At 58.4% G+C, this 25,226-nt stretch carries 26 protein-coding genes; 2 read left to right on the forward strand and 24 right to left on the reverse strand.

Annotated elements, in window-relative coordinates:
* Positions 1 to 83: 83 nt before the first annotated feature.
* Positions 84 to 338: a hypothetical protein gene (locus tag BA6348_RS22580; RefSeq protein ID WP_005832027.1), complete on the reverse strand. Its 255-nt coding sequence runs from the start codon at positions 336 to 338 to the stop codon at positions 84 to 86.
* Positions 339 to 618: 280 nt separating this feature from the next.
* Between BA6348_RS22580 and BA6348_RS22585 the strand changes: the two genes are divergently transcribed.
* Complete coding sequence (locus tag BA6348_RS22585; protein ID WP_025847479.1) at positions 619 to 1,116, forward strand: cation:proton antiporter regulatory subunit; 498 nt, start codon at positions 619 to 621, stop codon at positions 1,114 to 1,116.
* A gap of 2 nt (positions 1,117 to 1,118) precedes the next feature.
* Entirely contained in the window at positions 1,119 to 2,348 is a 1,230-nt protein-coding gene (locus BA6348_RS22590; protein ID WP_005832025.1) for a cation:proton antiporter, read from the forward strand.
* A gap of 271 nt (positions 2,349 to 2,619) precedes the next feature.
* On the opposite strand, the gene BA6348_RS22595 is transcribed toward BA6348_RS22590, so the two are convergent.
* The 23 genes from BA6348_RS22595 to cobO form a co-directional block, all read right to left on the reverse strand.
* Positions 2,620 to 3,177, reverse strand: coding sequence for a peroxiredoxin family protein (locus BA6348_RS22595; RefSeq protein ID WP_005832024.1), 558 nt, complete (start codon positions 3,175 to 3,177; stop codon positions 2,620 to 2,622).
* Entirely contained in the window at positions 3,167 to 3,859 is a 693-nt protein-coding gene (locus tag BA6348_RS22600; RefSeq protein WP_007785798.1) for a hypothetical protein, read from the reverse strand. Before BA6348_RS22600 ends, BA6348_RS22595 begins: the two co-directional genes overlap by 11 nt.
* Before the next feature lie 250 nt (positions 3,860 to 4,109).
* A complete protein-coding gene (locus tag BA6348_RS22605) occupies positions 4,110 to 5,477 on the reverse strand; it encodes a YcdB/YcdC domain-containing protein (protein ID WP_122952901.1) in 1,368 nt (455 codons plus the stop codon).
* A 188-nt stretch (positions 5,478 to 5,665) separates the two neighbouring features.
* A complete protein-coding gene (locus BA6348_RS22610; protein WP_007785799.1) occupies positions 5,666 to 6,319 on the reverse strand; it encodes a precorrin-2 dehydrogenase/sirohydrochlorin ferrochelatase family protein in 654 nt (217 codons plus the stop codon).
* Between the two features lie 90 nt (positions 6,320 to 6,409).
* Positions 6,410 to 7,198, reverse strand: a complete 789-nt coding sequence (cobA, locus tag BA6348_RS22615) for a uroporphyrinogen-III C-methyltransferase (protein WP_007785800.1) — start codon at positions 7,196 to 7,198, stop codon at positions 6,410 to 6,412.
* Entirely contained in the window at positions 7,195 to 8,247 is a 1,053-nt protein-coding gene (gene cobT, locus BA6348_RS22620) for a nicotinate-nucleotide--dimethylbenzimidazole phosphoribosyltransferase (RefSeq protein WP_007785801.1), read from the reverse strand. The genes cobA and cobT overlap by 4 nt, the downstream gene beginning before the upstream one ends.
* Complete coding sequence (locus BA6348_RS22625; RefSeq protein ID WP_122952902.1) at positions 8,244 to 9,761, reverse strand: cobyric acid synthase; 1,518 nt, start codon at positions 9,759 to 9,761, stop codon at positions 8,244 to 8,246. Before BA6348_RS22625 ends, cobT begins: the two co-directional genes overlap by 4 nt.
* A complete protein-coding gene (locus BA6348_RS22630) occupies positions 9,754 to 11,130 on the reverse strand; it encodes a cobyrinic acid a,c-diamide synthase CobB (protein WP_122952903.1) in 1,377 nt (458 codons plus the stop codon). The genes BA6348_RS22625 and BA6348_RS22630 overlap by 8 nt, the downstream gene beginning before the upstream one ends.
* Positions 11,127 to 12,269 (reverse strand): cobalt-precorrin 5A hydrolase, encoded by a 1,143-nt coding sequence (locus BA6348_RS22635; protein WP_122952904.1) that lies wholly within the window; start codon positions 12,267 to 12,269, stop codon positions 11,127 to 11,129. The genes BA6348_RS22630 and BA6348_RS22635 overlap by 4 nt, the downstream gene beginning before the upstream one ends.
* The gene (gene cobM / locus BA6348_RS22640; protein WP_122952905.1) at positions 12,266 to 13,045 is read right to left on the reverse strand and encodes a precorrin-4 C(11)-methyltransferase; all 780 of its coding nucleotides are present in this window, start codon (positions 13,043 to 13,045) and stop codon (positions 12,266 to 12,268) included. Before cobM ends, BA6348_RS22635 begins: the two co-directional genes overlap by 4 nt.
* Positions 13,042 to 13,755, reverse strand: a complete 714-nt coding sequence (gene cobI, locus BA6348_RS22645; RefSeq protein WP_122952906.1) for a precorrin-2 C(20)-methyltransferase — start codon at positions 13,753 to 13,755, stop codon at positions 13,042 to 13,044. Before cobI ends, cobM begins: the two co-directional genes overlap by 4 nt.
* Positions 13,752 to 14,981, reverse strand: a complete 1,230-nt coding sequence (gene cbiE, locus BA6348_RS22650; protein WP_122952907.1) for a precorrin-6y C5,15-methyltransferase (decarboxylating) subunit CbiE — start codon at positions 14,979 to 14,981, stop codon at positions 13,752 to 13,754. Before cbiE ends, cobI begins: the two co-directional genes overlap by 4 nt.
* The gene (locus tag BA6348_RS22655) at positions 14,944 to 16,080 is read right to left on the reverse strand and encodes a cobalt-precorrin-5B (C(1))-methyltransferase (RefSeq protein WP_007785812.1); all 1,137 of its coding nucleotides are present in this window, start codon (positions 16,078 to 16,080) and stop codon (positions 14,944 to 14,946) included. The genes cbiE and BA6348_RS22655 overlap by 38 nt, the downstream gene beginning before the upstream one ends.
* 5 nt (positions 16,081 to 16,085) lie before the next feature.
* Positions 16,086 to 16,736: a precorrin-8X methylmutase gene (locus tag BA6348_RS22660; RefSeq protein WP_025847506.1), complete on the reverse strand. Its 651-nt coding sequence runs from the start codon at positions 16,734 to 16,736 to the stop codon at positions 16,086 to 16,088.
* A gap of 62 nt (positions 16,737 to 16,798) precedes the next feature.
* Positions 16,799 to 17,566: a precorrin-6A reductase gene (cobK, locus tag BA6348_RS22665; protein ID WP_005832000.1), complete on the reverse strand. Its 768-nt coding sequence runs from the start codon at positions 17,564 to 17,566 to the stop codon at positions 16,799 to 16,801.
* A 13-nt stretch (positions 17,567 to 17,579) separates the two neighbouring features.
* A complete protein-coding gene (locus BA6348_RS22670; protein WP_122952908.1) occupies positions 17,580 to 18,557 on the reverse strand; it encodes a sirohydrochlorin chelatase in 978 nt (325 codons plus the stop codon).
* 34 nt (positions 18,558 to 18,591) lie between these two features.
* Entirely contained in the window at positions 18,592 to 20,373 is a 1,782-nt protein-coding gene (gene cobJ / locus BA6348_RS22675; RefSeq protein WP_122952909.1) for a precorrin-3B C(17)-methyltransferase, read from the reverse strand.
* A 99-nt stretch (positions 20,374 to 20,472) separates the two neighbouring features.
* Positions 20,473 to 21,432, reverse strand: a complete 960-nt coding sequence (gene cbiB / locus BA6348_RS22680) for an adenosylcobinamide-phosphate synthase CbiB (RefSeq protein WP_007785823.1) — start codon at positions 21,430 to 21,432, stop codon at positions 20,473 to 20,475.
* Entirely contained in the window at positions 21,429 to 22,052 is a 624-nt protein-coding gene (locus BA6348_RS22685; RefSeq protein ID WP_122952910.1) for a histidine phosphatase family protein, read from the reverse strand. The genes cbiB and BA6348_RS22685 overlap by 4 nt, the downstream gene beginning before the upstream one ends.
* Positions 22,049 to 22,789 (reverse strand): adenosylcobinamide-GDP ribazoletransferase, encoded by a 741-nt coding sequence (gene cobS, locus BA6348_RS22690; RefSeq protein ID WP_122952911.1) that lies wholly within the window; start codon positions 22,787 to 22,789, stop codon positions 22,049 to 22,051. The genes BA6348_RS22685 and cobS overlap by 4 nt, the downstream gene beginning before the upstream one ends.
* Entirely contained in the window at positions 22,786 to 23,325 is a 540-nt protein-coding gene (gene cobU, locus BA6348_RS22695) for a bifunctional adenosylcobinamide kinase/adenosylcobinamide-phosphate guanylyltransferase (protein ID WP_122952912.1), read from the reverse strand. The genes cobS and cobU overlap by 4 nt, the downstream gene beginning before the upstream one ends.
* Entirely contained in the window at positions 23,322 to 24,428 is a 1,107-nt protein-coding gene (gene cobD / locus BA6348_RS22700; protein WP_007785829.1) for a threonine-phosphate decarboxylase CobD, read from the reverse strand. Before cobD ends, cobU begins: the two co-directional genes overlap by 4 nt.
* The gene (gene cobO, locus BA6348_RS22705; RefSeq protein ID WP_025847521.1) at positions 24,428 to 24,967 is read right to left on the reverse strand and encodes a cob(I)yrinic acid a,c-diamide adenosyltransferase; all 540 of its coding nucleotides are present in this window, start codon (positions 24,965 to 24,967) and stop codon (positions 24,428 to 24,430) included. The genes cobD and cobO overlap by 1 nt, the downstream gene beginning before the upstream one ends.
* Between the last annotated feature and the right edge of the window lie 259 nt (positions 24,968 to 25,226).

The raw sequence follows: 25,226 nt of genomic DNA on the forward strand, positions 1-25,226 counted from the left end.
CTTCTTTTCTCAGGCAAGTTTTTGACACGGATACACCATCCGCCAAAATTCATGCGCACTGGTGGAAGAAGGGTGCTCCTTGCTCAGTCATGTGGCCATGTCTTGCGCAGGTCCTGCTCGAACTGGCGCAGATGTTTGATCCGCTTCTGCGCAGCCTGGTATTCCTCCAGCCAGTGCTCCTTTTCCCGCTCGCGGATGATTTCTGCTTTTTTCTCCAGCTCCCGCACCTCATTGCGCAAGGCAATCACGATGTCCAGCAGCTCATCCATCTCCATGGAGCGCATGTCCTGAATAAAATGCCATTCGGCTTCGGTTAAACGATATTGCTTGTTGGCCACGCTTCATCACCCTTAAAAAATGTGTCAAATCTGTGCGAATTTGTTGCATCTATGTGAATTTGGATTCATTCCAAAAAGCGGATGCCGCTTCGTGTATAATAATGGATAATAGGTACGTATGTCGACAATGCCACCGTGCATGCACCGGGATTATTACTAAAATAGCACCAGAATGGTTATAATTCCAAATGATTATCGGCGACATGCAAAAGCGCTCTTTCGCGCCAAAGAGCGACTACCTAATATAAATTACAGATGTGAATTTGGAGGAGGCTGTTGCATGTTCTCTATTCGAGAAACAGATTTGCCGGGCATCGGCAGAAAATACCAGGTGGAAACAAAAAGCGGCGATAAGCTGGTCATCGTCATTCACGATGACGGACGCCGGGAAATGTACCATTTTGATCGCGAAGATCCGGACGACAACATTTCGATGGTGACCCTCGATGATGACGAGGCCCGGCAAATTGCCGCAATCGTCGGCGGGCTGACGTACAAGCCATCCGCTTTGGAAACAGTCGAGGTCGCATTGGACAAGCTAATGATCGAGTGGTACAAGATCGAACCGGGCGCACGCGCGATCGGCAAGACCATCGGTGAGCTGGACGTGCGACAGGAGACCGGAGCCACGATCATCGCGGTCATTGAAAAAGATCACAAGCAAACGATCAACCCGGGCCCCGAGTATGTGCTCTGTGCAAGCTCCACTCTAGTTGTAGCAGGTGAACGAAAGCAGGTGAAGGCGCTCAAGACTATTCTCAGCAACGGGGGTGATTGACCTTGGAGCACATCGTGTTTGAAGTCGGCCTTGCGCTCGCTCTGATAGCCATCGCCGGCTTTCTCTCCATCAAGCTGAAGTTCTCCATCGTCCCTTTTTACATTTTGGTCGGGATGGTCGTCGGTCCGCACGCGCCCGACATCGGCCTGTTCGACCTTCGCTTTATCGACAGCGCTCCGCTCATCGAATTTATGGGCAGAGTCGGGGTGCTTTTTCTATTGTTTTACCTCGGTCTTGAATTTTCGGTAGGGCGGCTCGTCAAGGCAGGCCGCTCTATTGCGATTGGCGGCACGATCTACATCGCCATCAACTTTACGCTCGGTCTGCTGTTTGGCTGGGCTGCCGGCTTTCCGCTCAAGGAAATGCTGATCGTCGCCGGAATCACCACGATTTCCTCCAGCGCGATCGTGGCCAAAGTGCTGGTCGATCTCAAGCGCACCGCCAATCGCGAAACCGAAATGATTCTCGGCATCATCATGTTCGAGGACATCTTTTTGGCGGTGTACATCTCGATCGTCTCCGGGCTTGTCCTCTCCGGTGCCACTTCGCTTGGCGGCGTGCTCTCTTCCGCCCTGATCGCGCTGGGCTACATGCTTTTGCTCATCATCGTCGGACGCAAGCTCGTCCCCTTTTTGAACCGCGCGCTGAACATCAAATCGAACGAAGTGTTCATGATTACGGTGTTCGCCGCCCTGTTTTTGATTGCGGGTTTTTCCGAGACTATCCATGTAGCTGAAGCCATCGGCGCACTGCTCGTGGGGCTCGTATTAGCGGAAACACAACATATGAAACGCATCGAACATCTGATACTGCCATTTCGCGACTTTTTCGGCGCCATGTTTTTCTTCAGCTTCGGGTTGACGATTGATCCCTTGTCGCTCGGGGGAGCCGTCTGGCTGTCCATCGTGGCGGTCATCATCACGCTCGTCGGCAACGTCGCCGCCGGTCTGCTCGCAGGCCGCAGCGCCGGACTGCCGCCCAAGGCTTCCACGAACATCGGGCTGACAATCGTTTCTCGTGGTGAGTTTTCCATCATCATGGCTAATCTGGGAAAAGCGGGCGCACTCATGGATATCCTGCAGCCGTTCGCCGCGCTGTACGTGCTGATCCTGGCGATATTAGGCCCTCTTTTGACCAAGGAATCCAAGCTCATCTACCAGTTGCTGAATGCCGTGCTTCCTCTGGACCGGGGCAGCAAAAGCAAATCGCCGGAAAACAATCCCGGCAACTGATTGAACCGATTGCGGATATTCGCAGCTTTCCCAGTCAGGCTGGTGGTGGTTGGCCTTTGCCATCCTTTCACGTTTAACAAAAATGACTGCACGTCAGCCTGTTCTCATCCAGCGGGCTGCTTTTTTTCGCGCTCGCACGAGGTTCTCGTTTTGGCTTTGGAGCTGGTCTTGGGTCAGGCGACGACGCAACTCGCATCCGTACATGAGCATGAGAGATAGCCGCCCGCAAAGACCGGCGTCAAAAACGGCCGCTGCGCGTGCCCGCCTGCCTTTACTGCATCCCCGCCAGCGTCTTCTCCATCCATTCGTAGCTCATCGGGCCAATGTACTTTTCGCGGATCACGCCATTGCTGTCGATGAGGAAGCTGGTCGGAATGGAAATGGCCTTGTACGCGCCGGATACGTGCTTTTCGTCATCGAGCAGCACGGGAAAAGTCATGCCGTACGCCTGGACAAACGCTTCGACATCTTCTGGCTTCGTCTCCGTTGTTGTCAGGTTGACGCCCAGGATGACAACACCGTTCGCCTTGTTTGCTTCGTAAAACCGCTGCATGTCCGGGATTTCCGCCCGACACGGCGGACACCAGGTCGCCCACAAGTTGACGATGACTTTTTTTCCGCGCAAATCGGACAGCTTCACCTTGCCGCCACCGAGCTGCCGCAGCTCAAAGTCTGGCGCCAGGTTGCCTTTTTTCAACCCGATCGGCACGCTGCCCGGCTCGCTTGTCGCCGCATTTTCCGCTCCTGTGTCAAGGACGTATGCATCCACGACACCCCACGCCAGCAAGGCGACCAGCACGACAACCGCCCATATGTGATTACGCTTCATCCAACGCCTCTCCTTTCGCTTGGGTGGCGCGCCTGGACAAAAACAGCAGCAGCAGGGCGCAGCCGTAATAAGCGAGCTGCTCCGCAGAAAGTCCCAGCAGCACCGCTTGGCGAGGCTCGAAGTAAAACAGCACGTAGACCTGCCCGATCGCATACCACATGAGCGGCGCAAGCCAGGCAGGCAGCTCGGTGAGTGCTTCGCGCACACGTTGCAGCCAGCCGAGGAACAACAGACAGAGCACGAGCTGCTGGCCATGGTACCACACGCCGCCTTTTTCCAGCAAAGCCGTCAGCAGATGGTGCACGCCAGCCGCAGCCAAAAAGCCGATCGCCATCGCCCAGGCCACGAGCTGGACCGGCAAAGCTTTTTTGCGCACCGTCACCACGAGGTAGACCGCAACCGCCACGGCTGCCAGCCACGCTCCGCTCTCGCCCCCGGAGAAGTAGAGGATCGACGAAGGATTTTGCAGCATTTGCTCCAGATGAAACAGCGCATAGCTGAGCTTCCAGACGAGAAAGGCGAGAACGACCGCGTTGCTCAGCAGCTCTGTGATGGCAACTCTTGTCGCCCTCTCTTTTGGAAACAAAAACGTAATCGCAAGAAAGCCGCTGGCGATGGACACGATCACGGCCAGCGTGCTCATTTTCAACAAAAAGGGACCGATCTGAAAGGCGTCCGACAAAGCTGTTTCCTCCTTGGAAAAGATGGCTTGCGCTTGAAGGGGTTGCATACCATCTATCACCATATCAGGAAAAGGGGAATAATGGAATGCTCCGGGGAAATTTGTGTTGCATGGGCGACTTGGCTGTGCCTGCTGCACGAGTTCGGCGCAGTTTCGCGTGCAGCAGGGCAGGAATCATCCCCAAATGACAAACACCACCCTCATCAAGTGGCGTTTTTTCAGATGACACCGCTGCTTATTTGTTTTCTGCTCAGTCCGAAAGGCTGATCCATTTTCCGGTATGTCCGTCGACGAAGCCCGGCTCATGGACGAAACGGTACAGAAGCAACGCTTTTGGTTCCTTGGCCTCATCGTCATATTGATTTGACTGGAAGTAGAAAAGTTCAAGCGATTTTTTCACCGTCTGCTCCGTTTTTTTCGCTGTGGCCACATCCACTCTCTGCGCGTTGTTGTCATCAATCACAGGCGGGAGAGGATGTTCTCCCCGAAAATGACTTTCTGCGGTGTCCGGATTGACCCTTACTTCAAATGTAGCGTATTCAACCAGAGTCCCTTTATGCAACCAGCTAAATTTGAAACTGTAATCTTTCCAATCAGCCGATCTCGGTATAATCTCCGGTTCCAGATAGACATGATCTAGTTGATCTTTGAGTGTGGTTTGTAAAAAATGAATTGCCGCGGCCTTCGCCTGCTCCAGAGTAAACGTTCCTTTTATCCCGTTTCCCTCTTTCGGAGCAGCTACAAGCGGCAAATCTTTCAGGCTCTTGATCGGTTGCTTCGGCTTTGCCAAGGTTCCATACTTGTCCACCATCACACCTGAGATCGCATCGACGAATTGGGGGTCGCCCCGCAAATAATCATAGACTAACATATATTTTTGCTTGTATTTCTCTTGCAAGTTATCAGGCGTTTCCCTATAGTACAAGGTCGGCTCCGCATTTTGCTCCAGAAGTTCCCGCGCTGCCTTTTCTGCCATGATCTTGCTTGCGTCGGGCACCTCTCCCTCATACCAGTGCCGCACGAAGTGGAGAAGCTTTCCGTCTCCTCCCAAAACTACGTCAATCGAATTGTTTTTGAAAGGAATGCTGTTTTCAACACGTTTAAATTTAATTCCATATCTTGGCGAACCGTATCTCGTATATGTACATTCCTCTGGCTCCATCAGCTTTGCCCGCTCCTCTGAGGGAACGAATTTTGCAAGAAACTGCAACGCTCTCTCACGGGCCATTTGCTTTTGAATCGGGGGAGCAGTGCCAGCGGGTTTAGTGTCATTGTCGTAACGATCGTAGCTCAACAGGCGGCTTGAGACAGGATGAATTTTATACGAAATGAACGAACCGTCTGGGTGATGCCAGGCGAGAAACCATGCTCCGTACGGTGTCTTGTCCTCTTCGTACGGTTCGAAGTATAATCCGTAAGAATATTGGTAGCCTGCGGGGATATCCATCCATTTCTTCGCCGCTTCTACAGCCTGTTGTTCTGAAAGAAGCTTTGCGGATTTTTGCTCAACTGCGTGTACCTGTTGACTCACACCTGCGAAACTGCCCACTGCAAATACGGATAAAAGCGTGAGAATCGACATTCGTTTCCAAAATCTTTTTCTGCCAGTATGCCTCATAATTATCTTCTCCTACTCCTGTTTATCGCTCGTCCCGGTACATCTCATGGGAGCTTGAATGAAAATTGGATGCGCCGATAGCTTCATATACTAAATTTTACCATAAAAGAGCATTTCAGGATGCAGTCATCTTTTTCACAAAAAAATAACCCAAGCCCATATGCTGAACAGGCTCAGGTTGTTTCCGTTCATGTTTCTTCTTGTCTTTCCAGCCATCCCGCGACAACCGCCTCTGCCTCCCGGTCCCTCCGCTCGATCTCCCCGCTTCGGGTCCAGTGCAAAAAGCGGTCGTCCAACAGCTCTGCCAAAATGGCGCGTTTGTTTGCCGGGCGAAGCTCATCCAGCGCGAGTACGCGGCGGCGCATTTTGCCCAAGAAGAGCGTGTAGTCCTCGTACTCCGGCCCGATCCACGCTTCCAGTTGGCTGCGCATTTTTTTCGCCAGGCCCGGGTTGTTTCCTCCGGTGGAGATGGCAACGGTCAGGTCGCCGCGCTCGACTACGGACGGAACCGTAAACGAGCACAGGTCGGGACGGTCTGCCACGTTGATCCACTGCTGCGGCCCGCACGCCTCGTAGACGGCCAGGTTGACAGCCGGATCGCTGGTCGCCGCGATGACGAGCACGGCGTCCGCGACGTCATCGGGGACGAACGGGCGCAGCCGGAGCGTCAGCTTGCCAGCTTGCTCCCATTCGCGGATCAACGCTGTGCAGGAGGGACTCACGACGCTGACGGCTGCCCCAGCGGCAAGCAGACTGGCGATTTTCCGCTCCGCGACTTGCCCGCCGCCGACGACTGCGCAGCGTTTGTTTTCCAGGTTGACCATCATGGCATACGGCCGCATCCGGCATCCCTCCTCCCAAAATGTTTCAGGCAAACAAGCGGATGGCTCCTCCGACCGCCTCATCCGCTTGCCCGCCTCGCCTGTCCTGGCTTACCCGGGAATCCCCTCGTTCAGACCGAGCGAAGCCTCGAACCAGTTAATCTTTTCCCGCATTTTCACGACGTCTCCGACGAGAATGATCGCCGGATTGGTGATATGGCTATTTTCTGCCAAGCGCTCCTCGATATCCGCCAACGTGCCTGTGACGACAGCCTGCTTTGGCAGCGTCCCCCAGGAGATGACGGCGACGGGCGTCTTCGGATCGCGGCCGTGCTTCATCAACTGCGTGCGGATGAGCGGCAGGTTGGCGACGCCCATGTAAAAAGCAACCGTGTCGATTCCGCCTGCCAGCGCCCGCCATTTTTCCACAGCCAGCTCCGGTTTGTCCTCGCGCAAATGCCCCGTCACCACGGCAAACGACGAGCCGTGATCGCGGTGCGTCACCGGGATGCCCGCGTACGCCGAAGCGGCGATTCCTGCCGTCACGCCCGGCACGATTTCAAACGCGACGCCGCGTGCAGCGAGATGCTCCGCTTCCTCTCCCGCGCGGCCAAAGACGCACGGATCGCCGCCTTTCAGCCGCACGACGACTTTGCCTGCCAGCGCCTTTGCGGCCAGCACCTCATTGATCGACTCCTGCCGCATCGTGTGATGATCGGGCAGCTTGCCGCAGTAGATGCGCTCCGCTGTCTCGGGCGCATGCGCGAGCAAAGCCGGATTCGCCAGCCGATCATAGACGACTACGTCTGCCTTTTGCAGACATTCCAGACCTTTGACGGTAATCAGCTTCGGGTCACCGGGGCCTGCGCCGACGAGATACACTTTGCCTGCGCCGCTCATCGGTCGCTGACCCCCGCCGATGCGAATGTCGCCATCTCCCGAACCATTCGCGACGACGCCTCGACGATCGAAAACGCAACGGCCGCTCCGCTGCCTTCGCCAAGTCGCAGGTTTAAGTCGAGCAGCGGCTGTTTGCCGAGTACGTTCAGCACAAAAGCGTGCCCCGGCTCCTGGGAGCGATGCCCGGCAATCAGGTAGTCTGCGACCGCAGGCGCAAGCCGCACGGCCAGCAGTGCCGCCACAGTGGCGATAAAGCCGTCCAAGAGCACCGGAACGCGCCTCGAAGCCGCGCCGATCATCGCGCCTGCCATCGCGCCGATCTCCAACCCGCCCACTTTTGCCAGGACGTCCAGCGGTTCGTTGGCATCCGGGCGATGCAGGGCGAGCGCTTCGCGAACGACCGCTTTTTTGCGCTGCCAGCCCGCATCGTCCAGTCCTGTGCCGCGGCCGACGATCTCGTCCGGGTCCGCCCCGGTCAAGGCAGACAGGATTGCGCTGCTCGCCGTCGTGTTGCCGATTCCTACTTCTCCGACGATCAGCACCTTGGCGCCTTCGTCGATAATCTGCTCTGCCAGCTCGATGCCGACCGCGAGCGTGCGCTGCGCTTCGTCAGCGGACATGGCGGCTTCCTTCAGCATGTTGCCCGAGCCTGCCCTGATTCTTCTGTTGATGACGCCTGGCGCCTCGACCTCGACTGCCACGCCGACATCGACGAACTTTTGCATCGCGCCGATTTGCCGTGCGAAAACGTTGATGCCCGCGCCGCCGTTCACCAGATTCAAGAGCATTTGCGCCGTCACCTCTTGCGGGTAGGCCGACACTCCTTCTGCGGCCACCCCGTGATCGGCGGCAAAAACGAGTACGCCCGGCGGCGTGACGACCGGAAACGTCTCGCCCGTCATCGCGGCCAGCTCGACGGCCAGCTCCTCCAGACGTCCCAGACTGCCCAGCGGCTTTGTCAGTTGATCCACATGCTGTCTCGTTTGCTCACTCGCTTCCTGGTTTCGCGGCGCAATCGCCGGAAATCGCTTTTCCAAGCCTGCCATCATCTACGCACCTCTTTTTCCTGATAAGCCTTCATCTGTTCTTCAATCGCATCCAACCGCACATGACGGCGTACCGTATCCGCCAAGAGATCGTAGCCCTGCTCGCGAAGCGCCACGAAAGATGGGCGCTCTGTGATCGGCGCAAGCCCTTTTTTCGCGCGAATCGCGTTCAGCAAGAGCGTGCGGAAGCGGTCGTTGTGGAACAGTCCGTGAAAATACGTCCCGATCAGCCGGCGTTCCTCGTGACAGTAGCCTTCTGCCCGCTCGCCCATCTGAATAAAAGGACATTCGCTCTTGGCATAAACGGATTGGCCCATGTGAATCTCGTAGCCTTCGAGCGTAAGCTGTTCTCCGGCGAATGTGGCTTCCCCGCGGGACAGCACCGTCGTTTTCTTCTGCTCCATCGTCGTCACCATCGGAATCAGGCCCAGCCCGTCAAGCTGTTGCAGCGGCGACTCCACACAAGCCGGGTCCAGAATCGACTCGCCGAGCATCTGATAGCCGCCGCACAGGCCGACCACGTACGACTTGCCTTGCAGATGCAGCTTTTTCACCGCCTCGGCCAGTCCCGTCTCGCGCAAAAATTGCAAGTCTTCCAACGTATTTTTGCTGCCGGGCAGCACGATCAGGTCCGGCTCGCCCAACTCTTCCAGCCGGGTCACAAAGCGCAGACGGCAGTCCGGCTCCACAAAAAACGGGTCGACATCCGTAAAATTGGAGATGCGCGGGTAGCGCAAGACGGCAATATCCAGCTCGCGCGGCGTCTCCCGCTTGCCCTGGTAACGGTGCAAAATGAGCGAATCCTCCGCGTCGATCCACAAGTCGGGAATAAACGGCACCACGCCAAGCACAGGCTTGCCTGTGTACTGCTCGAACCAGTCCAGACCTGGCTGCAACAGCGTCAGATCGCCGCGAAAACGATTGATGATGACGCCAATCACCCGGTCGCGGTCCTTGGGTTCAAGCAGTTGCAGCGTGCCGACGAGGCTGGCAAACACGCCGCCGCGCTCAATGTCCGCCACCAAAATGACCGGAGCGTTCGTCAGGCGGGCAACCCGCATGTTGACCAACTCGCGGTCGTTCAGGTTGATCTCCGCCGGACTGCCTGCTCCTTCGATGACGATGCGCTCGTAAGCGGCAGCGAGCCGCTGGTACGCCTCCCGGATAATCCGCAGTCCTTCTTCGTAAAAATCCGTCCGATACGCCATCGCCTTCATGTTGGCGTACGGCTCGCCGTTCACCACGATCTGCGACTCCGAATCCCGCGTCGGCTTGATGAGGATCGGATTCATGTCGGTCGTGGCGAGAATGCCCGCCGCCTCCGCCTGAACGCCCTGTGCCCGCCCGATTTCTTTTCCGTCCAGCGTCACATAGGAATTGAGCGCCATGTTTTGCGACTTGAACGGCGCCGTTTTGTAGCCGTCCTGGGCAAAAATGCGGCAGAGCGCTGTCGCGATCGCGCTTTTTCCGGCATCGGAGCTGGTTCCCTGAATCATCAGCGGGAGCGCTTTAGGCACGGGAGGCCACCTCCGCGCACAAACCGAGCCAGCGCTTCACCAGCGCCGGGTTGGAGCCGAAATGCAAATGCGTGTACCCCGCGACGAGATTGTCCCTGGCAAAGCCCTCCGGCTTGGTGCCGCGCAGCCCTTTTGTCTCGTAGGCCGCAGGGAGCTGCTCGTCGGTGGCATAGGTCGAATAGTGGAACTCGTGGCCTTTTGCCTGTTCCTCTGGACCGATCAGGAAGTTGCCCTCCTTGCCGCGCACCTCGCGATAGCCGAGCGCCGCCCATTTTTTTTGCATCGTCACCTTGCCGGGGATGAGTCCGACCATCGGATAGCTCTCCCCGTCTGTCGTCACAATCGCCTCGGTCAAAAACATGAATCCGCCGCACTCGGCCAAGGTCGGCAAGCCTTTTTCGACCGCCTGGCGGAACGATTCCTTCACCGCCTCGTTTTGCGACAGCTCGGCGGCAAACTCCTCTGGAAAGCCTCCCCCGATGTACAAGCCGTCCGCTGCTTCCGGTACGCCCTCCCCCGCAAGCGGCGAGAAAAAGATCAGCTTCGCGCCGTACGCTTGCAGCAACTCCAGATTTTCCGGATAGTAAAAATGGAACGCCGGGTCTTTCGCTACGGCAATCGTGACGTCGAAAGCCGCCTCGCGCGGTGCGAACAGCTTCGGCTCCACTTGCAGCGGCTCGGCTTTGGCCAGCTCCCAGACCAGGTCCAGGTCTACCGTCTCCCCGATCAGGTCAGCCAGCTTGGCAAACAGCGGCGCCAGCTCGCCGCGCTCCACGGACGGCACAAGTCCCAGATGGCGCTCGGGAATTTCCAGCTCGTTTTCCCGCTTCAGGTAGCCGACGACCGGAATCCCGCACTCCTGCTCAATCGCGGCCTTGACGATTTTGTGGTGGCCTTCGCTGCCGACCTTGTTCGCGATCACGCCGACGATTTTCGTCTGCGGATTGAGCAACTGGAATCCTTTTACAATCGCAGCCGCACTGCGCGCCATGCTCTGGCAGTTGACGACGAGCAACACAGGCGATCCGGTCAACGTGCTGATTTCGGCCGTGCTGCCCTTGTCGCTGGTCGCTTCCTTGCCGTCGTACATGCCCATGACGCCTTCGATGATCGAAATATCCGCACCTTCGCTTCCCCGGACAAAAATCTCCTTCACGACGTCGTACTCCAGCATGAAGCTGTCCAGATTGCGCGACGCTCTGCCCGTCACCGCGGTATGGTAGGTCGGGTCGATGTAGTCAGGACCGCACTTGAAGCCTTGCACCCTGTAGCCTTTGCGGATCAGGGCAGCCATCAGCCCGATGGTTACCGTCGTTTTCCCCGCTCCGCTGCCTGTTCCGGCAATGACGATCCGGCGGCTGTCCGTCATGCGCGTTCCTCCTTTTGATAGGGCATCAGGGCGACCGAAATGGTGACGTTGCCCGACTTTTTCTTGGTCAGCACCAGCTCGTCGACGCCTGCGTACAGCTTGGCCGCAGGCTCGCTCACCCCGTACGCTCCCGTAAACTTGAACACCGTCTCGGACGGCTCGCTGATTTCCACCTGGTTCAGCTCCTGTGGTGAGTACCAGACGAACGGCCAGCCGTATTTCTCGCATACGGCGAGCAACCCGGCCTCGTCTTTTTTCAGCTCAATTGTGGCCAGCGCCTTGACGCTCTTGAGCGAAAATTGCAGTTCGTCCAGCGTCTCGCGGATGACCGCCTCGATCTCCTCCGCAGACGTTCCCCGGTTGCAGCCCATCCCCAACACGATCACCTTGGGGCGGTACAGGACGCCGTTGTCCAAAATCGGCTGTTCCTCCGGCGCAAGCAGGCGGTGAGTTACGACGAGGGCCGCGTGCGGCTTGGCAGCCTGTGCTTCGGCGATGCTCGCATACTCCCTGATCGACGGCGGCATCGGCGTGTCGTGCATCCACCAGTCGCGTTCGCCGGATTCGTTGACGACCGCTACGTGTTCCTCGTTGACGACCGAGGCGCTCACAGGCGTCAGCTTGTCGGCAGAATCCCACTCCCAGCCAAAACGGCGGCCGAACAAATCGACCGGAATCGTCTTCTGCACGTCGGACGCGGTCGTGATGATCGGGCGGGCGCCCATGACCGCCGCCACTTCGCGGGCCAGCTCATTGGCCCCGCCCAGATGGCCGGACAGCACGCTGATGACGTTCTCCCCCCGGTCGTCGACGACAACGACGCCCGGGTCTTTCTTTTTGTCTTCGAGCAGCGGCGCGATCATGCGCACGACCGCCCCGAGCGAAATGATGACAATCAGCCCTTTGTACACAGGCCACAGCGCCGGAAACAGCATCCGCACGCTGTTGGAAAAAAGCTGGATGCCGCGCGCTTCCTCATCCCCGCGCGCGAACTTGCTCATGTAGTACAGGTCTGTCCCGGGAAATTTTTGCGCCAGATCGCGGGCCATCTCGACCCCGTGCTTCGTGATGGCGACAATCGCGTAATCGCCCTGCTGACGGATGACAGGAATTTCTCCTTCGACCAGTTCGATTATCATTCTTTCACACCTTTTCTGTACCCGTGCGTGAAGGTTTTATCGTACAGCCTGGAACGGTATTGCTCGCTTTTTTCGTGAATGTCCGGGTCCAAAGCCCAGCCGGCCAAAATCATCGCGTGCTTGCGAATGCCGTTTTTGCCCATGTCTTCGTCCAGGTTTTTCAAGGTCGTGCGCACGATCAACTGATCCGGCCAGCTCGCCCGCTGCACGACAGCGACGGGCGTATCCTCGCTCCAGCCCGCCTCGATCAGCTCGCGCACCACTTTTTTCGTCAAAGTCGCGCTGAGGTACAGAGCCAGCGTGCAATGATGCTCCGCGAGTGAGCGCAGCTTTTCCCTGTCTGGCACAGGCGTGCGTCCTTCCGCGCGGGTGAGGATCAGCGTCTGGGTCAGCTCGGGAATCGTCAGCTCCGCACCGACCGCCGCTGCCGCCGCAAACACAGAGCTTACGCCCGGCACGATTTCCACCTCGATGCCTTCTGCCTTCAACAGCGCGATCTGCTCCATGATCGCCCCGTACACAGACGGATCGCCCGTATGCAGGCGCACGACCGTTTTGCCTTTGCTGATCCGGTCCACCATCAGCGCCACCATTTCTTCCAAGGCCATGCCGGAGCTGTGCAGCACCTCAGCGTCAGGGTTGCCGAGCGCCACCAGCTCTTCGTTGACGAGCGAGTCGGTGTACAAAATCACGTCTGCCTTTTGCAAAAGCTTCAAGCCTTTTACGGTAATCAAGTCAGGGTCGCCGGGACCCGCTCCCACTATGTACAGTTTCATCCCTTTTTCACCACCATCAGTGTAAGATAGCCAAGCTCTGCCCGCTCCAGCTCGCGCATGTCCGTCCAGACCATCTCTTCGGAAGAGGTGACCTTTGTCGCGACGGCGGCTTTGTCTGCGAGTCCCATTTCTTGCAGCAAACTGATAATCATCGGCAGCACTTTCGCTACTTTCAAAAACACGACGGTATCGTGGTTCTCAAGCGCTTTGCGCATCGCTTCCCGGTCTTCTGTCGCCGGAATAATTCCGATCTGCTCGTCGCCGTCCGCAAGCGGCAGGTTGAAGCGCGAAGCTGCTCCGAGAAACGAGGATACGCCCGGCACGGTCACCACAGGCACTTCCGGGTGCTCGTCGTGCATCACCCGCATCATGTGGATAAACGTGCTGTAAAACATCGGATCGCCTTCCGTCACGAACGCGACGTCTTTTCCCTCGGACAGACGCTCCCAGACGATTTCCACCGTTTTGTTCCACTCGCGCTCCAAAATTTCTTTGTCCCGCGTCATCGGGAACACCAGTCCGAGCATTTCTTTTTCTGACTGCTGCACGTACAGCTCGGCGATTTGGTGCGCGTAGCTTTTGCTGCCCATCCGCTTTTTCGGGTACGCGATCACCGGAGATTGCTGCAACAGGCGGAATGCCTTGACAGTAATCAGCTCCGGGTCGCCTGGACCTACGCCCAGCCCGTACAATGTTCCGATCTTGCTCACTTGCTGTCTCCCCCTTGTTCCTCTGTCTGTTTGGCCCAGGCCGTGATGATGTAGATCGGATTCAACGCCTCAAACCGCGTCAGAGACAAAATCGGCTTGCTGCGCGACAACTGCGCCAATGTCACCGATGTTTCAAAGCCTTCGTCTGCAAAAGCTTGCGTCGCTTCGTACAGCGTCTCGATTGTCGCGGCGTTGACCACGATTCGGCCGCCCGGACGCAGACGCGTGCAGCAAATATGCAAAAGCTCGCGCAATTCCCCGCCGCTGCCGCCGATGAACACGGCATCCGGATCCGGGAACTCGTCCAGTCCTTGCGGAGCGCGGGCATGCACAACGGTCAAATCCGTGCGAAACTTCGCCATGTTCTGGCGGCAGTTTTCCAAATCGTCCGCGTTTTTCTCCACGCCGTACACTTCGCCTTCCCGCGCGATCCGCGCCGCCTCGATGGCGACAGAGCCTGTGCACGTGCCGATGTCCCAGACGATGCTTTTTATGTGCAGTTGCAGTTGGGCGATGCTTACAATACGCACTTCTTTTTTCGTAATCAATCCTTTGTCCGGCTTGCGCTGGGAAAACTCTTCGTCTGCGATTCCAAACGGCCAGACCGGGCTTGGACGGCGTTTTTTCAAAATCACGACATTCAGATCGGAAAAGACGCCATCTGCCATTTCCTCCAGCGTGTACCAGCCCGTCCGCTCCTCGGCGCTGCCCAGGTTCTCGGCCACGAACGCCTCGTATTCGGTCATCTGAAACGACAGCAAATAACGGGCGATAGCCGCTGGCGAGTTTTCCCGGTCGGTGAGCAGCGCGACCTTTTCCTTCCCGTCGATGCGCTGCGCCAGTCCCTTGATGCTGCGGCCGTGCACGCTGACGAGCGCCGCATCTTGCCACGCCTCGCCCATTTTGGCGAAAGCGAGCTGAATGGAGCTTAGGTGCGGGTAAATTTCCACGTTCAGCTTTTTCGCCAGCAAGCTGCCGATCCCGTAAAAGAGCGGATCGCCCGAAGCGAGAATGACCGTCTTGCGCGTCTCGGAGCGCAGCTCCTCCACCATCGCGGACAAGCCGCCTTTCAGCACCCGTTTTTCCCCTTTGTACGCCGGAAAAAAGCCCAGATGCCGCTCTCCGCCGACCAGAAGCTCGCTCTCTTCAATCCAGGTCCGGTACAACGGCAGCAGGCTTTGCTGTCCGTCATCCCCGATCCCGATCACTTTCATCGCTTGTGTCATTGATCGTCACCCTTCCCAACAGGGACCCTTTCATAGTAATGATGATGGTTTCTACCTCCATACCGCCGCCCACTTCCTTCAGGGCTGCCCGGCAACAGTTCGCGCACATGATCTCGAAAAAGGCAGGCGTATCTGCCATCAGATCGCCAACCTGCGAGGCCGTGTTCGCGGTGAGTATCTCGCGGGTCCGCTCCTGCGGCGCGCCCGCCTCTTCTGCCATCTGGGCGAGAAAGCCGAAGTCGACAGGGGCGCTTTTCGAGTGGACCATCATGACGCCCTGCGCCACTTTGGAAAACTTGCCCATCATTCCAACCAAGGTCACCTTGCGCATGTTTCGGTTCTTGCATTGCTTGAGCGCAAAACCGACAAAGTCTCCCATTTCCACGAACGCTTCCTCGGACAGCTCCGGGTAGGTGGCAATCCCGAACGATTCGCTCTTGCCGCCCGTGGACAGGACGATGTGGTCGCAGCCCGCCTCCTTGGCGACGTTGATCGCTTGCGCCACGCTCGCTTTGTAGGCAGAAGTGGAAAACGGCACCACGATTCCGCGCGTCCCCAAAATAGAGATGCCGCCGAGTATGCCGAGTCGTCCATTCAATGTTTTTTTGGCGATTTCCTCGCCTGCAGGCACGGAAATGACGATTTTGATCCCGCGCTTTGTTCCGTACTCATCGAGCACCGCCTGCGCGGTTTCCCGAATCATTTTGCGCGGGACGGGGTTAATCGCCGCTTCTCCGATCGGAACAGGCAGCCCTGGCTTGGTCACCCGACCGACACCAACGCCGCCGTCCAGTATAATGCCAGGCTCATCGGACCATTCCACGGTGGAGAGAATCAGCGCACCGTGGGTCGCATCCGGGTCGTCGCCGCCGTCCTTGATCGTGCCCGCCGTCGCTTTTTCCGGCGAAAATTCGCAGCTCTCCATCCGAAACGTCACGTCCTCGCCTATCGGCAGGCGGATGGTCGCCTCTGACTGCGGCTCCTGGGTAATCAGCGCGATCAAAGCAGCCTTGGTCGTCGCCGTTGCGCATGCTCCCGTTGTATAGCCGTGGCGGAGGGGTTTTGCCTCTTTTTCGTCCGACGCTGCTTTGGCTGCCATCTCTTTTATCCCAACCGTTCCGCCATGATGGAAATGGCATTCAATGCTGCTACTGTCACAGGGCTTCCGCCTTTGCGCCCGATGTTCGTGATGAACGGAATGTCGAGCTTCGCCAGCTCTTCCTTGGACTCTGCCGCAGAGACGAAGCCGACTGGCATCCCGATCACAAGACCTGGCTTCGCTTCGCCTTCCTTCACCATGCGGATCAGCTCCAGGAGCGCTGTCGGCGCGTTGCCGATGCAGAAAATGCCGCCGTCTGCTTCCTTCACCGCTTTGCGCATGGAAATGATCGCGCGCGTCGTGTTGAGGCGTTTCGCTTCTTCCATGACGTCGCGGTCGGAGATGTACACCTTCACTTGGCCGCCGAACTTCTCGATCCGGTTTTTGCTGATGCCGACCTGAACCATTTGCACGTCCGCGACGACGATTTTGCCGCTGCGGATCGCCTGAATACCGGATTGGACAGCATCCGGGTGGAAGACGAGACTGCGTCCGAGGTCAAAGTCTGCGGAAGCGTGGATGACGCGCTGCACGACAGGAAATTGTTCGGCGGTAAAAGGATGCTCGCCCAGCTCATCGGTAATGATCTGAAAGCTCATGTCCTCGATCTCTTGCGGTTGTACAGTCAAAGGCTTGAATTCCGTCTTGAAATCCATGGTTGGTTTCCTCCAGTCAGTGGTTTGGGGTAGGTGCTCATTGCATGCACACGGCCTGGCGCTTATAAAACGACCGCTTTGAGCTGGTTCAGCACGCTTTCGTAATCGGAAAACTTGGTCCCGTAGTCGATTTTCGGCCGGCCGATGACGATGGTTTCGATGCCCATTTCCAGCGCCGCTTCCACCTTTTCGTCAAAAGCGCCGACCTTGCCGCTCTCCTTCGTAATCATCAGCGTCACGCCGTAGTGGGCGTAGAGCGCTTTGTTCAGCTCCTTGGAAAAAGGCCCTTGCATCGCGACGATGTTTTTTTGCTCCACGCCGAGCTCCTCGCATTTTTGCATGTTGTCGAGGCGCGGCAGCATCCGGGCGACCAAAGTCGTATCCGGCAGGCCCAAGAGGCGATCCGTGAACGTTTTCAGCGTCTTGCTGCCTGTCGTCAGCATGATGACCCCGCGCTTTTCAGCGGCAAGCTCAGCCGCCTGCACGTAATCCTCGACGACGATCAGCTTTTCGCTGCCTGGCGCAGCGAGGCTTTCCCGCTCGTAGCGGATGTACGGCACACCTGCGCCCTGCGCGCCAGCCATGGCGTTTTTCGAGGCTTCCTCGGCAAAAGGGTGGCTTGCGTCTACCACGCACCGCACGCCTTTTTCCCGGATCAACTGCTGGATGTCGTCCGCGCTCAAGCGTCCGACCTGGACAGGCACGCCTGCCTCTTCCATGCTTTTCGCAGCGTTGTCCGTTACGACCGTCGTCAGCAGGTCGTAGCCGTTTTCCTTGATTAACAGGGCCAATTCGCGGGCGTCGCTCGTTCCAGCCAGTACCAGAATCATGCTGTGTCTCCTCCTACTTCGATACGTGGTCGTGTTTATGCTCATGCTTGTGGTCATGGTCGTGGTCATGGTGATGGTCGTGACCATGGTGGTGGTCGTGGTCATGATCGTGATGATGACCATGGTGGTGATGATGGTGATGGTGACCATGACCGTGCTCGTCGTCATGATGGTGGTGGTGATGGTCGATGTGCTCCATCGCTGCCAGCCTGTACTGACAGGTGTCGCAGTTCAGCTTCACTTCCCCGTGCAGCGCTTCCTCTATCCGGTCCTTCATCACTTCTTTTAACAGCGGGTGGAAGCCGAAATACTCAGCCATCTCAAAATGGGCTTCCGGGTATTGCTGGCGGAACTTTTCCAGTTGATCGCTCATCCGCTTAATCAGCACGCCGGTAAACAGGAAGTACGGCAAGAGCACGATCCGCTTCGCGCCGAGCTTCAGGCAGCGCTCCACGCCCTCGTCGTAGAGCGGATAGGTCACGCCCATGAAAGCCGTCTCTACCCAGCGCGCCTTGTAGCGCTCCCAGAACAGGCGGGACATTTTGTAAATATCGCTGTTGGCGTCCGCGTCGCTGCTGCCGCGCCCGATCACGAGCACTGCCAGGTCGTCGTGGTCTTCGCCGGAGGCAAAGCCCGCTTCCGCCATGCGTGTAGACAGGATGTTGATGACTTCCTCGTGAATGCCGATCGGACGGCCGTAGATGAACTGCACGTGCGGATGCAGCTCCTTCGCCTCGTCGATTGCTGCCGGAATGTGGATTTTCGCGTGTCCCGCAGAGAACAGGATGATCGGAATGACCGCCACCCGCGTAGCGCCGCGAGCGACGCACGTATTCAAGCCTTGCAGCATGTCTGGGCGCGCAAACTCCAGAAAGCACGTCTCGATGATCGGCACATCCAGCTCTGGCGCAAGCGAAGCGACAAACTGCCGGATTTCTTCGTTGCCTTCCGGGTCCTTGCTCCCGTGTCCTACAAATAATACCGCGTCCATTTCGTTTCCCCCTCGTATTTGTTCGAACAACCGATCAATCTCCGCAAGCGGCGTTCTCGATTTCCGCCTTGGCCGGTTCGTACCAGGCGTAGCCTTCCAGTTCGCCTACCCGTTGGAAAAACTTGTGGAAGCGTTCATTCGGAAATGCCTCTTTTTTGAATCGATTCACGATTCGCTCGACAATCGGCACGATATCCTCCTTGTCGATGCCTTCCGCGACCGGAATGCCGGAGTGCGCATTGCGCCCGACTGTTTTCGCGCCCAGGAACAGGTCGAACTTGCCTTTGCGGAACACGATTCCGATATCTTCCTGAACCGCTCCGTAGCAGGCCATTCCGCAGCCGTTGAAGCCGATTTTCAGCTCCTTCGGCATTTCTTTTCCGCCCAGTCTTCGGTGCAGCTCCTCCGCATACGGAATGCTGTCTTTTTTCTCGCCGTCGCAAAAATCGCACGCTTTTACCTGCAACACGTCTCCGATCGGACTGAGGATCAGCCCAAGCTCGCGCAGTCGGCCTGTAATGCTGTCAGGGTCGGCAGTCGGCACGCGCAAAATCATCTGGTGGTGCGGCGTGTATTCGATCTCGCCCTTTTCACCCGCCACCTCGGCAATGGCCATCATTTGCTGCGGCGTAATTTTTTTGTTGGCGACGCCTGGACTGACCGCAAATTCGAAAATCATTTCCGGCTGAAACGCCGAGGCTGGACGCACGTTGCTTGCTGTGGCAGGCGTCGTTTCGATGCCTTTGGCTGCATGGATCGCATTCAGCGCCTGCATCGCCCATTCGAATGGCGGACGCTCTGCTTCGGGCTTCGCTGTCTCCAGCTTTTGCTCGACTGGCGGCGCTTCCAGAACAGCCGTACTGGTCGCCGTGCCGGAAAACGCCGCTTCCGGCGCCGTTGGCTTCGCAGCTTCCCCAGCCAGCACAGGGCGCTCGCTCGCAGGCTCGGCTGGCTTGGCCGCAGAGGCGTTGACGCTTTCGCCGCTTGCTTCGAGCGACCACGGTTCGTTTTCCACGCGCAGGCGCTGGTGCGGCTTCAGCGGCTGCTCATCCGCAGACAGCGTGTACTTGCGCTGATAGCCGCGCGGCGTAATCATTTTGCCATCGTAGACAAACGTCGAAGAGTTCCCGATAATGACCGTCGTCAGCATGCCGATGTCGTGCTCGAGCATTTGCGCAAGCGTCGTCACGACAACCGTCTCGCGCTCGCGGTAGGCACTCTTCACAATACCGACAGGGGTATCTGGCGAGCGGTATTGCAGCAGGATGCGCTGCGCCTCGACGATCTGCCGCGTCCGCCTGCCGCTGCGCGGGTTGTACAGCGCAATGACAAAGTCGGCCATCCCGGCTGCGTCAATCCGTTTGGCAATCAGCTCCCACGGCGTCAAGTGGTCGCTTAAGCTGATCGTGCAGGCGTCGTGCATAATCGGAGCACCGAGGATCGCGCCACAGGAGTTGATCGCCGAGATGCCCGGCACGATTTCGATCGGAACGCCTGTCGCTTCTGTCCAGCCTTTTTCCACCAGCACCTCGTAGACCAGTCCCGCCATCCCGTAGACCCCGGAGTCGCCGCTGGAGATGACCGCTACTTTTTTGCCTTCTTCCTCGGCCTGACGCACCGCCTCGCGCGCACGCGTCACTTCCTCCGTCATCCCGGTGCTGACGATCTCCTGGTTGGTCAAAAGTCCGCGGATCAAATCCACGTAAGTCGAATAGCCGATAATGACGTCCGACTCTTGCAGTGCCTCCCGCGCCCGCTTGGTGATATGCTCAAAACTTCCTGGGCCAAACCCGATCACAAACAACTTGCCGCTCATACGGCCCCTCCCCTTTCCATTGCCTGCGTGTCGCAGGCAGCCGTTATCTCGTTCGTTCTCATTTCTTCCGTTGTCTTACGCTTCGTTTCAAGTGCCGCCCTATATAAAAGCAATGGCAGCCGCAATCGCCAGGCACACGAGCAGGCACAGCAAGGAGGTGAGATACATCAGCCGAATCGTCGCCATAATATCCGCCGCAGCCAACGGCCGATGCGCATCCCCGAGCCGCGCCCGGTTGGAAGGCACTCCCTGGTAGTAGTTGAGCCCGCCAAGTTGCACGCCCAGCGCGCCAGCCACTCCCGCTTCCGGCAGCCCGCTGTTCGGGCTCGGGTGCAGATGCGCGTCCCGGCGAATCATCGCCCAGCACTGTCGCCAATCCAGCCGCTGCAGCCCGCTTGCGATTACCAACAGCAATGCCGTCAGCCGGGCGGGTATGTAGTTCATCGCGTCGTCGAAGCGGGCGGACGCCCAGCCGAGATTTTTGTACATTTCGTTTTTGTAGCCGACCATCGAGTCCAGCGTGTTGGCTGCCCGGTACGCCATCGCCAGCGGCGCGCCGCCAATCGCGGCATAGATCAGCGGGGAAACGATCGCATCGACGATGTTTTCCGCCACCGTCTCCACGGCCCCCCGGCAAATCTCCGGTTCGTCCAGTTGATCCGTATCGCGGCCGACCACCATCGACAGAGAGCGCCTCGCCGCTGCCATGTCCCCGGCGAGCAGGTGGCGGGCGATCTCCAGTCCCGCGTCCGCGAGTCCTTTTGTGGCAATCGTCGTGGAGATGAGCCACGCGCTCAACACCCACGAGAGCAGCGGATGAATGAACGCCGCTCCCCATAACAGCAGCCAGACGACCGCGTAGCTGCCTGTGACGATCAACAGCGGGAGCAGGACGCCAGCCAGCTTCAGTTGCGATTCCCGCTTGACTGCCGCGCGAATGACCCGTTCCAGCCGCGTAATCCACCAGCCGATCATGACCACCGGATGCGGCAGGCTGCGCGGGTCGCCGACCACCCGGTCAATCACGTATGCCGCGCACAATATCCATACTTCTGTCATGTTGTCCCTCTCTTTAAACCTTCCAGCCGTAGTCTTCGCCAGCGTCGCCCGTCCCATTGCGCCAGCAGGGCCTCTCCGTGCCCTACGCCATCTACGTGCCAATATCGCTTAGGGTCGTTTTCCAGCCAAACCGCCTGAAACCAGCGAATCACTCCCCCGTGCGCGACGCAAACCGTAGTCTCGTCCGCAGCCGCTTGCCGCTGCTCCAAAAGCTTGCGCAGCCAGCCGTCCACCCGGTGCCCCAGTTCCTGCAAGCTCTCGCCATTCGGCGGACTGCAGCGATACGGGTCGTCGTACCAGCGGGCAGCCCACTCGGCATCCGAGCGCATCAGCTCCTCGTAGGTCAAAAGCTCCCAGTCGCCAAACGACAGCTCGCGCAAAGCCGGGACGGAAATGATCGGCAGCCCCCACTCGTCTGCCAGCGGCCGGGCCGTTTGCGTGCAGCGGAGCAAATCGCTTGCGTACAGCGCGACAGGCCGTTTTAGTTGCTGCGACAATTGCCGCGCCAGCTCGCGCGCCTGCTGCTCCCCCTTTTCGTTCAAAGGAATGTCGCTATGCCCGAGATATTTGCGCTCCCGATTGCTGTCTGTCTCCCCGTGCCGTATCCAGATCAACTTCATGTCCACCAGCTCCCGACCAGTACGAGCAGCATGACCGCCTCGCCGCTCTCGATAGCTGCTCCGTAGCAGTCTCCGTTCAGGCCGCCGAGCTTGCGGGCGACCGAGCGGGAAAACAACAGCACGAACAAAAGCGAGACGACCATTGCCGCGACGACCTGCAAACCTCCGGCGAACCAGCCAGCCGCGGCGAGAACGATGTATCCGGCGGCGATGGCGACAGGCGACAGCCCTGCACTGATGCCTTTGCCGATCCCTTTTTCCTGCGATAAATACGGCCACAGCCGAATCGACAGCAGCACATGTGTCCGCGCTATGGCAGGAACGAATACGAGGAGCACACCCCAGCCAGGATGCGCAAGCTCCGCGACGGCCCCTGCCTTGAGTAAAAGTAGCAAGATCGCGGCTAAAACCCCCATCGCGCCCACGCGGCTATCTTTCATGATCGCGAGCACTTGCTCTTTTGGCCGGCTGCTTCCCAGTCCGTCCGCCAAATCCATCCAGCCGTCCAGATGCAGTCCGCCTGTGATGTACACCCAGACAGCGAGCGTCAGCACGGCGGACAGCCACGGGCTAAAGAGCACAAGCCCCGTCTGGTGGACTCCCCATAGCAAAATACCTATGACCAGCCCGACTGCCGGATACCAGTTGACGCTTTTTTTCCACGCCTCGTCGGACGGGCGCAGCCACGGAACCGGAATCCGGGTGAAAAAGGCGATCGCGTGCCAAAATGCATTCATCCTTTGATCCTCCACGGGATTCCGGCCATGACCGCGTAGACCGTCTCTGCCTGGCGCGCAGCCCGCTGGTTGACGTCGCCCAGCGCGTCTGCGAACCAGCGGCCGAGCCGATTCATGGCGACACCGCCCAGCCCGACCTCGCTCGTGACCGCAATCACTTTTTGCGGGGAGCGCTGGACAAGCCCAAGCCACGCCTCTGCCTCCGCAAGCAGCGCCTCTGTGTGCGCCTCGCTTCGCCACTCTGCTTCCTCGACGCTCATCAGCCGATTGCTCAGCCACGTCGACAGGCAATCGATCAGCACGACGTCGTAAGGTGTGCTAGCAGGCTCGTAGTCGCACAGCCGCTCGCCGACCTCCACGCTGCCCCACTGCTTCGGCCGCCGCTCCTTGTGCCGCTCGATCCGCTGCCGCATTTCCTCGTCCCACGCCTGACCCGTCGCCACGTACAGGACGCGCTCTCCGGCCTGTTGCGCCAGTTCTTCCGCAAAGCGGCTTTTTCCCGAGCGCACGCCGCCTGTCACCAGCACAAGACTCATCGCTCCCCGCTCCCTTCGCTGTGTACCTCGCGCAAGGCCGCGATCAAGCGCGCATTGTCTTCTGGCCCGCGAACGGCGATGCGCACGTCATGCGCCGTCAATCCGGGATACATGGCGCAACTGCGAATCAGCACGCCTTTTTTGCCGAGCCGCTCTTGCAGTTGTGCGGCTGGCAAGCCCTCCGGCGAGCGAAGCAGCAAAAAGTTCGCCTCCCCCGGCCAGACCTTCCAGCCCAGCTCCCCGCGAATAAACGCGACCAGGCCAGCGCGCTCCCTGGCGACCAGGCTGCGTGTCCGCCGCTCGTACTCATGCTCTTGCAAGCACAGCTCCCCCGCCAAAAGCGCAAGCGCATTCACGCTCCAGCTCACCTGCTTCGCGCGCATTTTCGCAATCGCGTCAGGCTGGGCGATCGCGTATCCGAGACGCAAGCCGGGGATCGCGTACATTTTCGTCATCGACCGCAGCAAAATGACGCGGGGAAAGCGCTCCAGCCGACTTGCCAGCGTAAACTGGCGGCTTTCTTCCACAAAATCGAGAAACGCCTCGTCCACGACCAGCCACGTATCGGTCTGGGCCGTCCAGTCCGCCATCTGCAACAGCTCCTGTGGCTCATACAAGATGCCAGTCGGATTGTTCGGCGAGCCGACAAACACCAGATCAGCCTGTTCGAACAGACGGTACAGCTCGGCGCTGTCGGCCTTGTAGCCGTTCTCTTCTTTTCCGTAGCAGCCGATGACGGTTGCGCCAAACTGCTCGGAAAGCTCTGCATATTCCGAAAAGCAAGGATAAATCACGCCGACTGTTTGCGGCTGCAGCCCGAGAATCGCGAGCGCCATCGCTTCTGCCGCTCCGTTCGCAGGCAAAAGCCATTCCTTTGGCAACTGCAACCGCTGCGCCAACGCCCGGCGAAACTGGCGATGCCCAGGGTCCGGGTAACGCAGCACGGCAGACAGCGAGGCCAAAAGCATCTCGCGCACGCTGTCCGGCATGCCCAGCGGGTTAATATTGGCACTGAAATCAAGGAATTGGCCCGGCTCCATCCCAAAGCGGTCCGCTGCCGTCAGCAAATCTCCGCCGTGGCCGTACGCTTCCAGTACGTTCATCAAAACTCTACCCCCAGCACCGCTGGTATTCCTTCATCGTAGTAATGCTTGATCTGCTTCATCTCTGTCACGAGATCGGCCATGTCGATGATTTCCTGCTTGGCGCTCCGCCCCGTCACGACCAGATGCACATGGCTCGGCCTGTTTTGAATCGCTTCCAAAACGTCCGCGAGCGGCAGCACGTCCGCAATCGGAAAACGGTCGATCGCCAGCGCATTGTTCAGCTCGTCGAGAATGACGACATCGTACTCGCCCGAAGCGAGCTTTTCCCGGGCGAACGCCCACGCTTCCTGCAGCGCCGCGCGATGCTCCTCCGGCGTCTTCGTCCAGGTGAAGCCTACGCCTTTTTGCACGATTTCGATGCCCAGCTTGTCGAAGATGATTTTCTCTCCGTACGTGCGCTCCGGCGACTTGATGAACTGGATCATGATGACCTTTTTGCCTCGTCCAGTCGCGCGCACAGCCAGCCCCACCGCGGCTGTTGTCTTTCCTTTGCCGTCTCCGGTGTAGACCAAAAACAGGCCCCGCTTGTTGCTCAAGTACGCTCACCCCCAAAATAAACTGTAGGCCCCGTTGCCCATCCCTAATAATTTTCGGAGGCACAGCGCTCCAAAAATGCAGTTTAGGCTCCGTTGCCTATTTCAAATGTTTTCCATAGCCTCGTTATTTACCTGACTGAAAAAGTGAAGAGTTTGCCGATTTGCTTCCTGTTTCGCTTTCCGCGTACAAAAAAACGCCTTGTTTCCCCAAACCTCCAAGGAAAACAAAGCGCGGATAGCCGACTGCAACAATCCTCAC

Origin of the sequence: Brevibacillus agri, from assembly GCF_004117055.1 — a bacterium.
Taxonomy (GTDB): Bacteria; Bacillota; Bacilli; order Brevibacillales; family Brevibacillaceae; genus Brevibacillus; species Brevibacillus agri.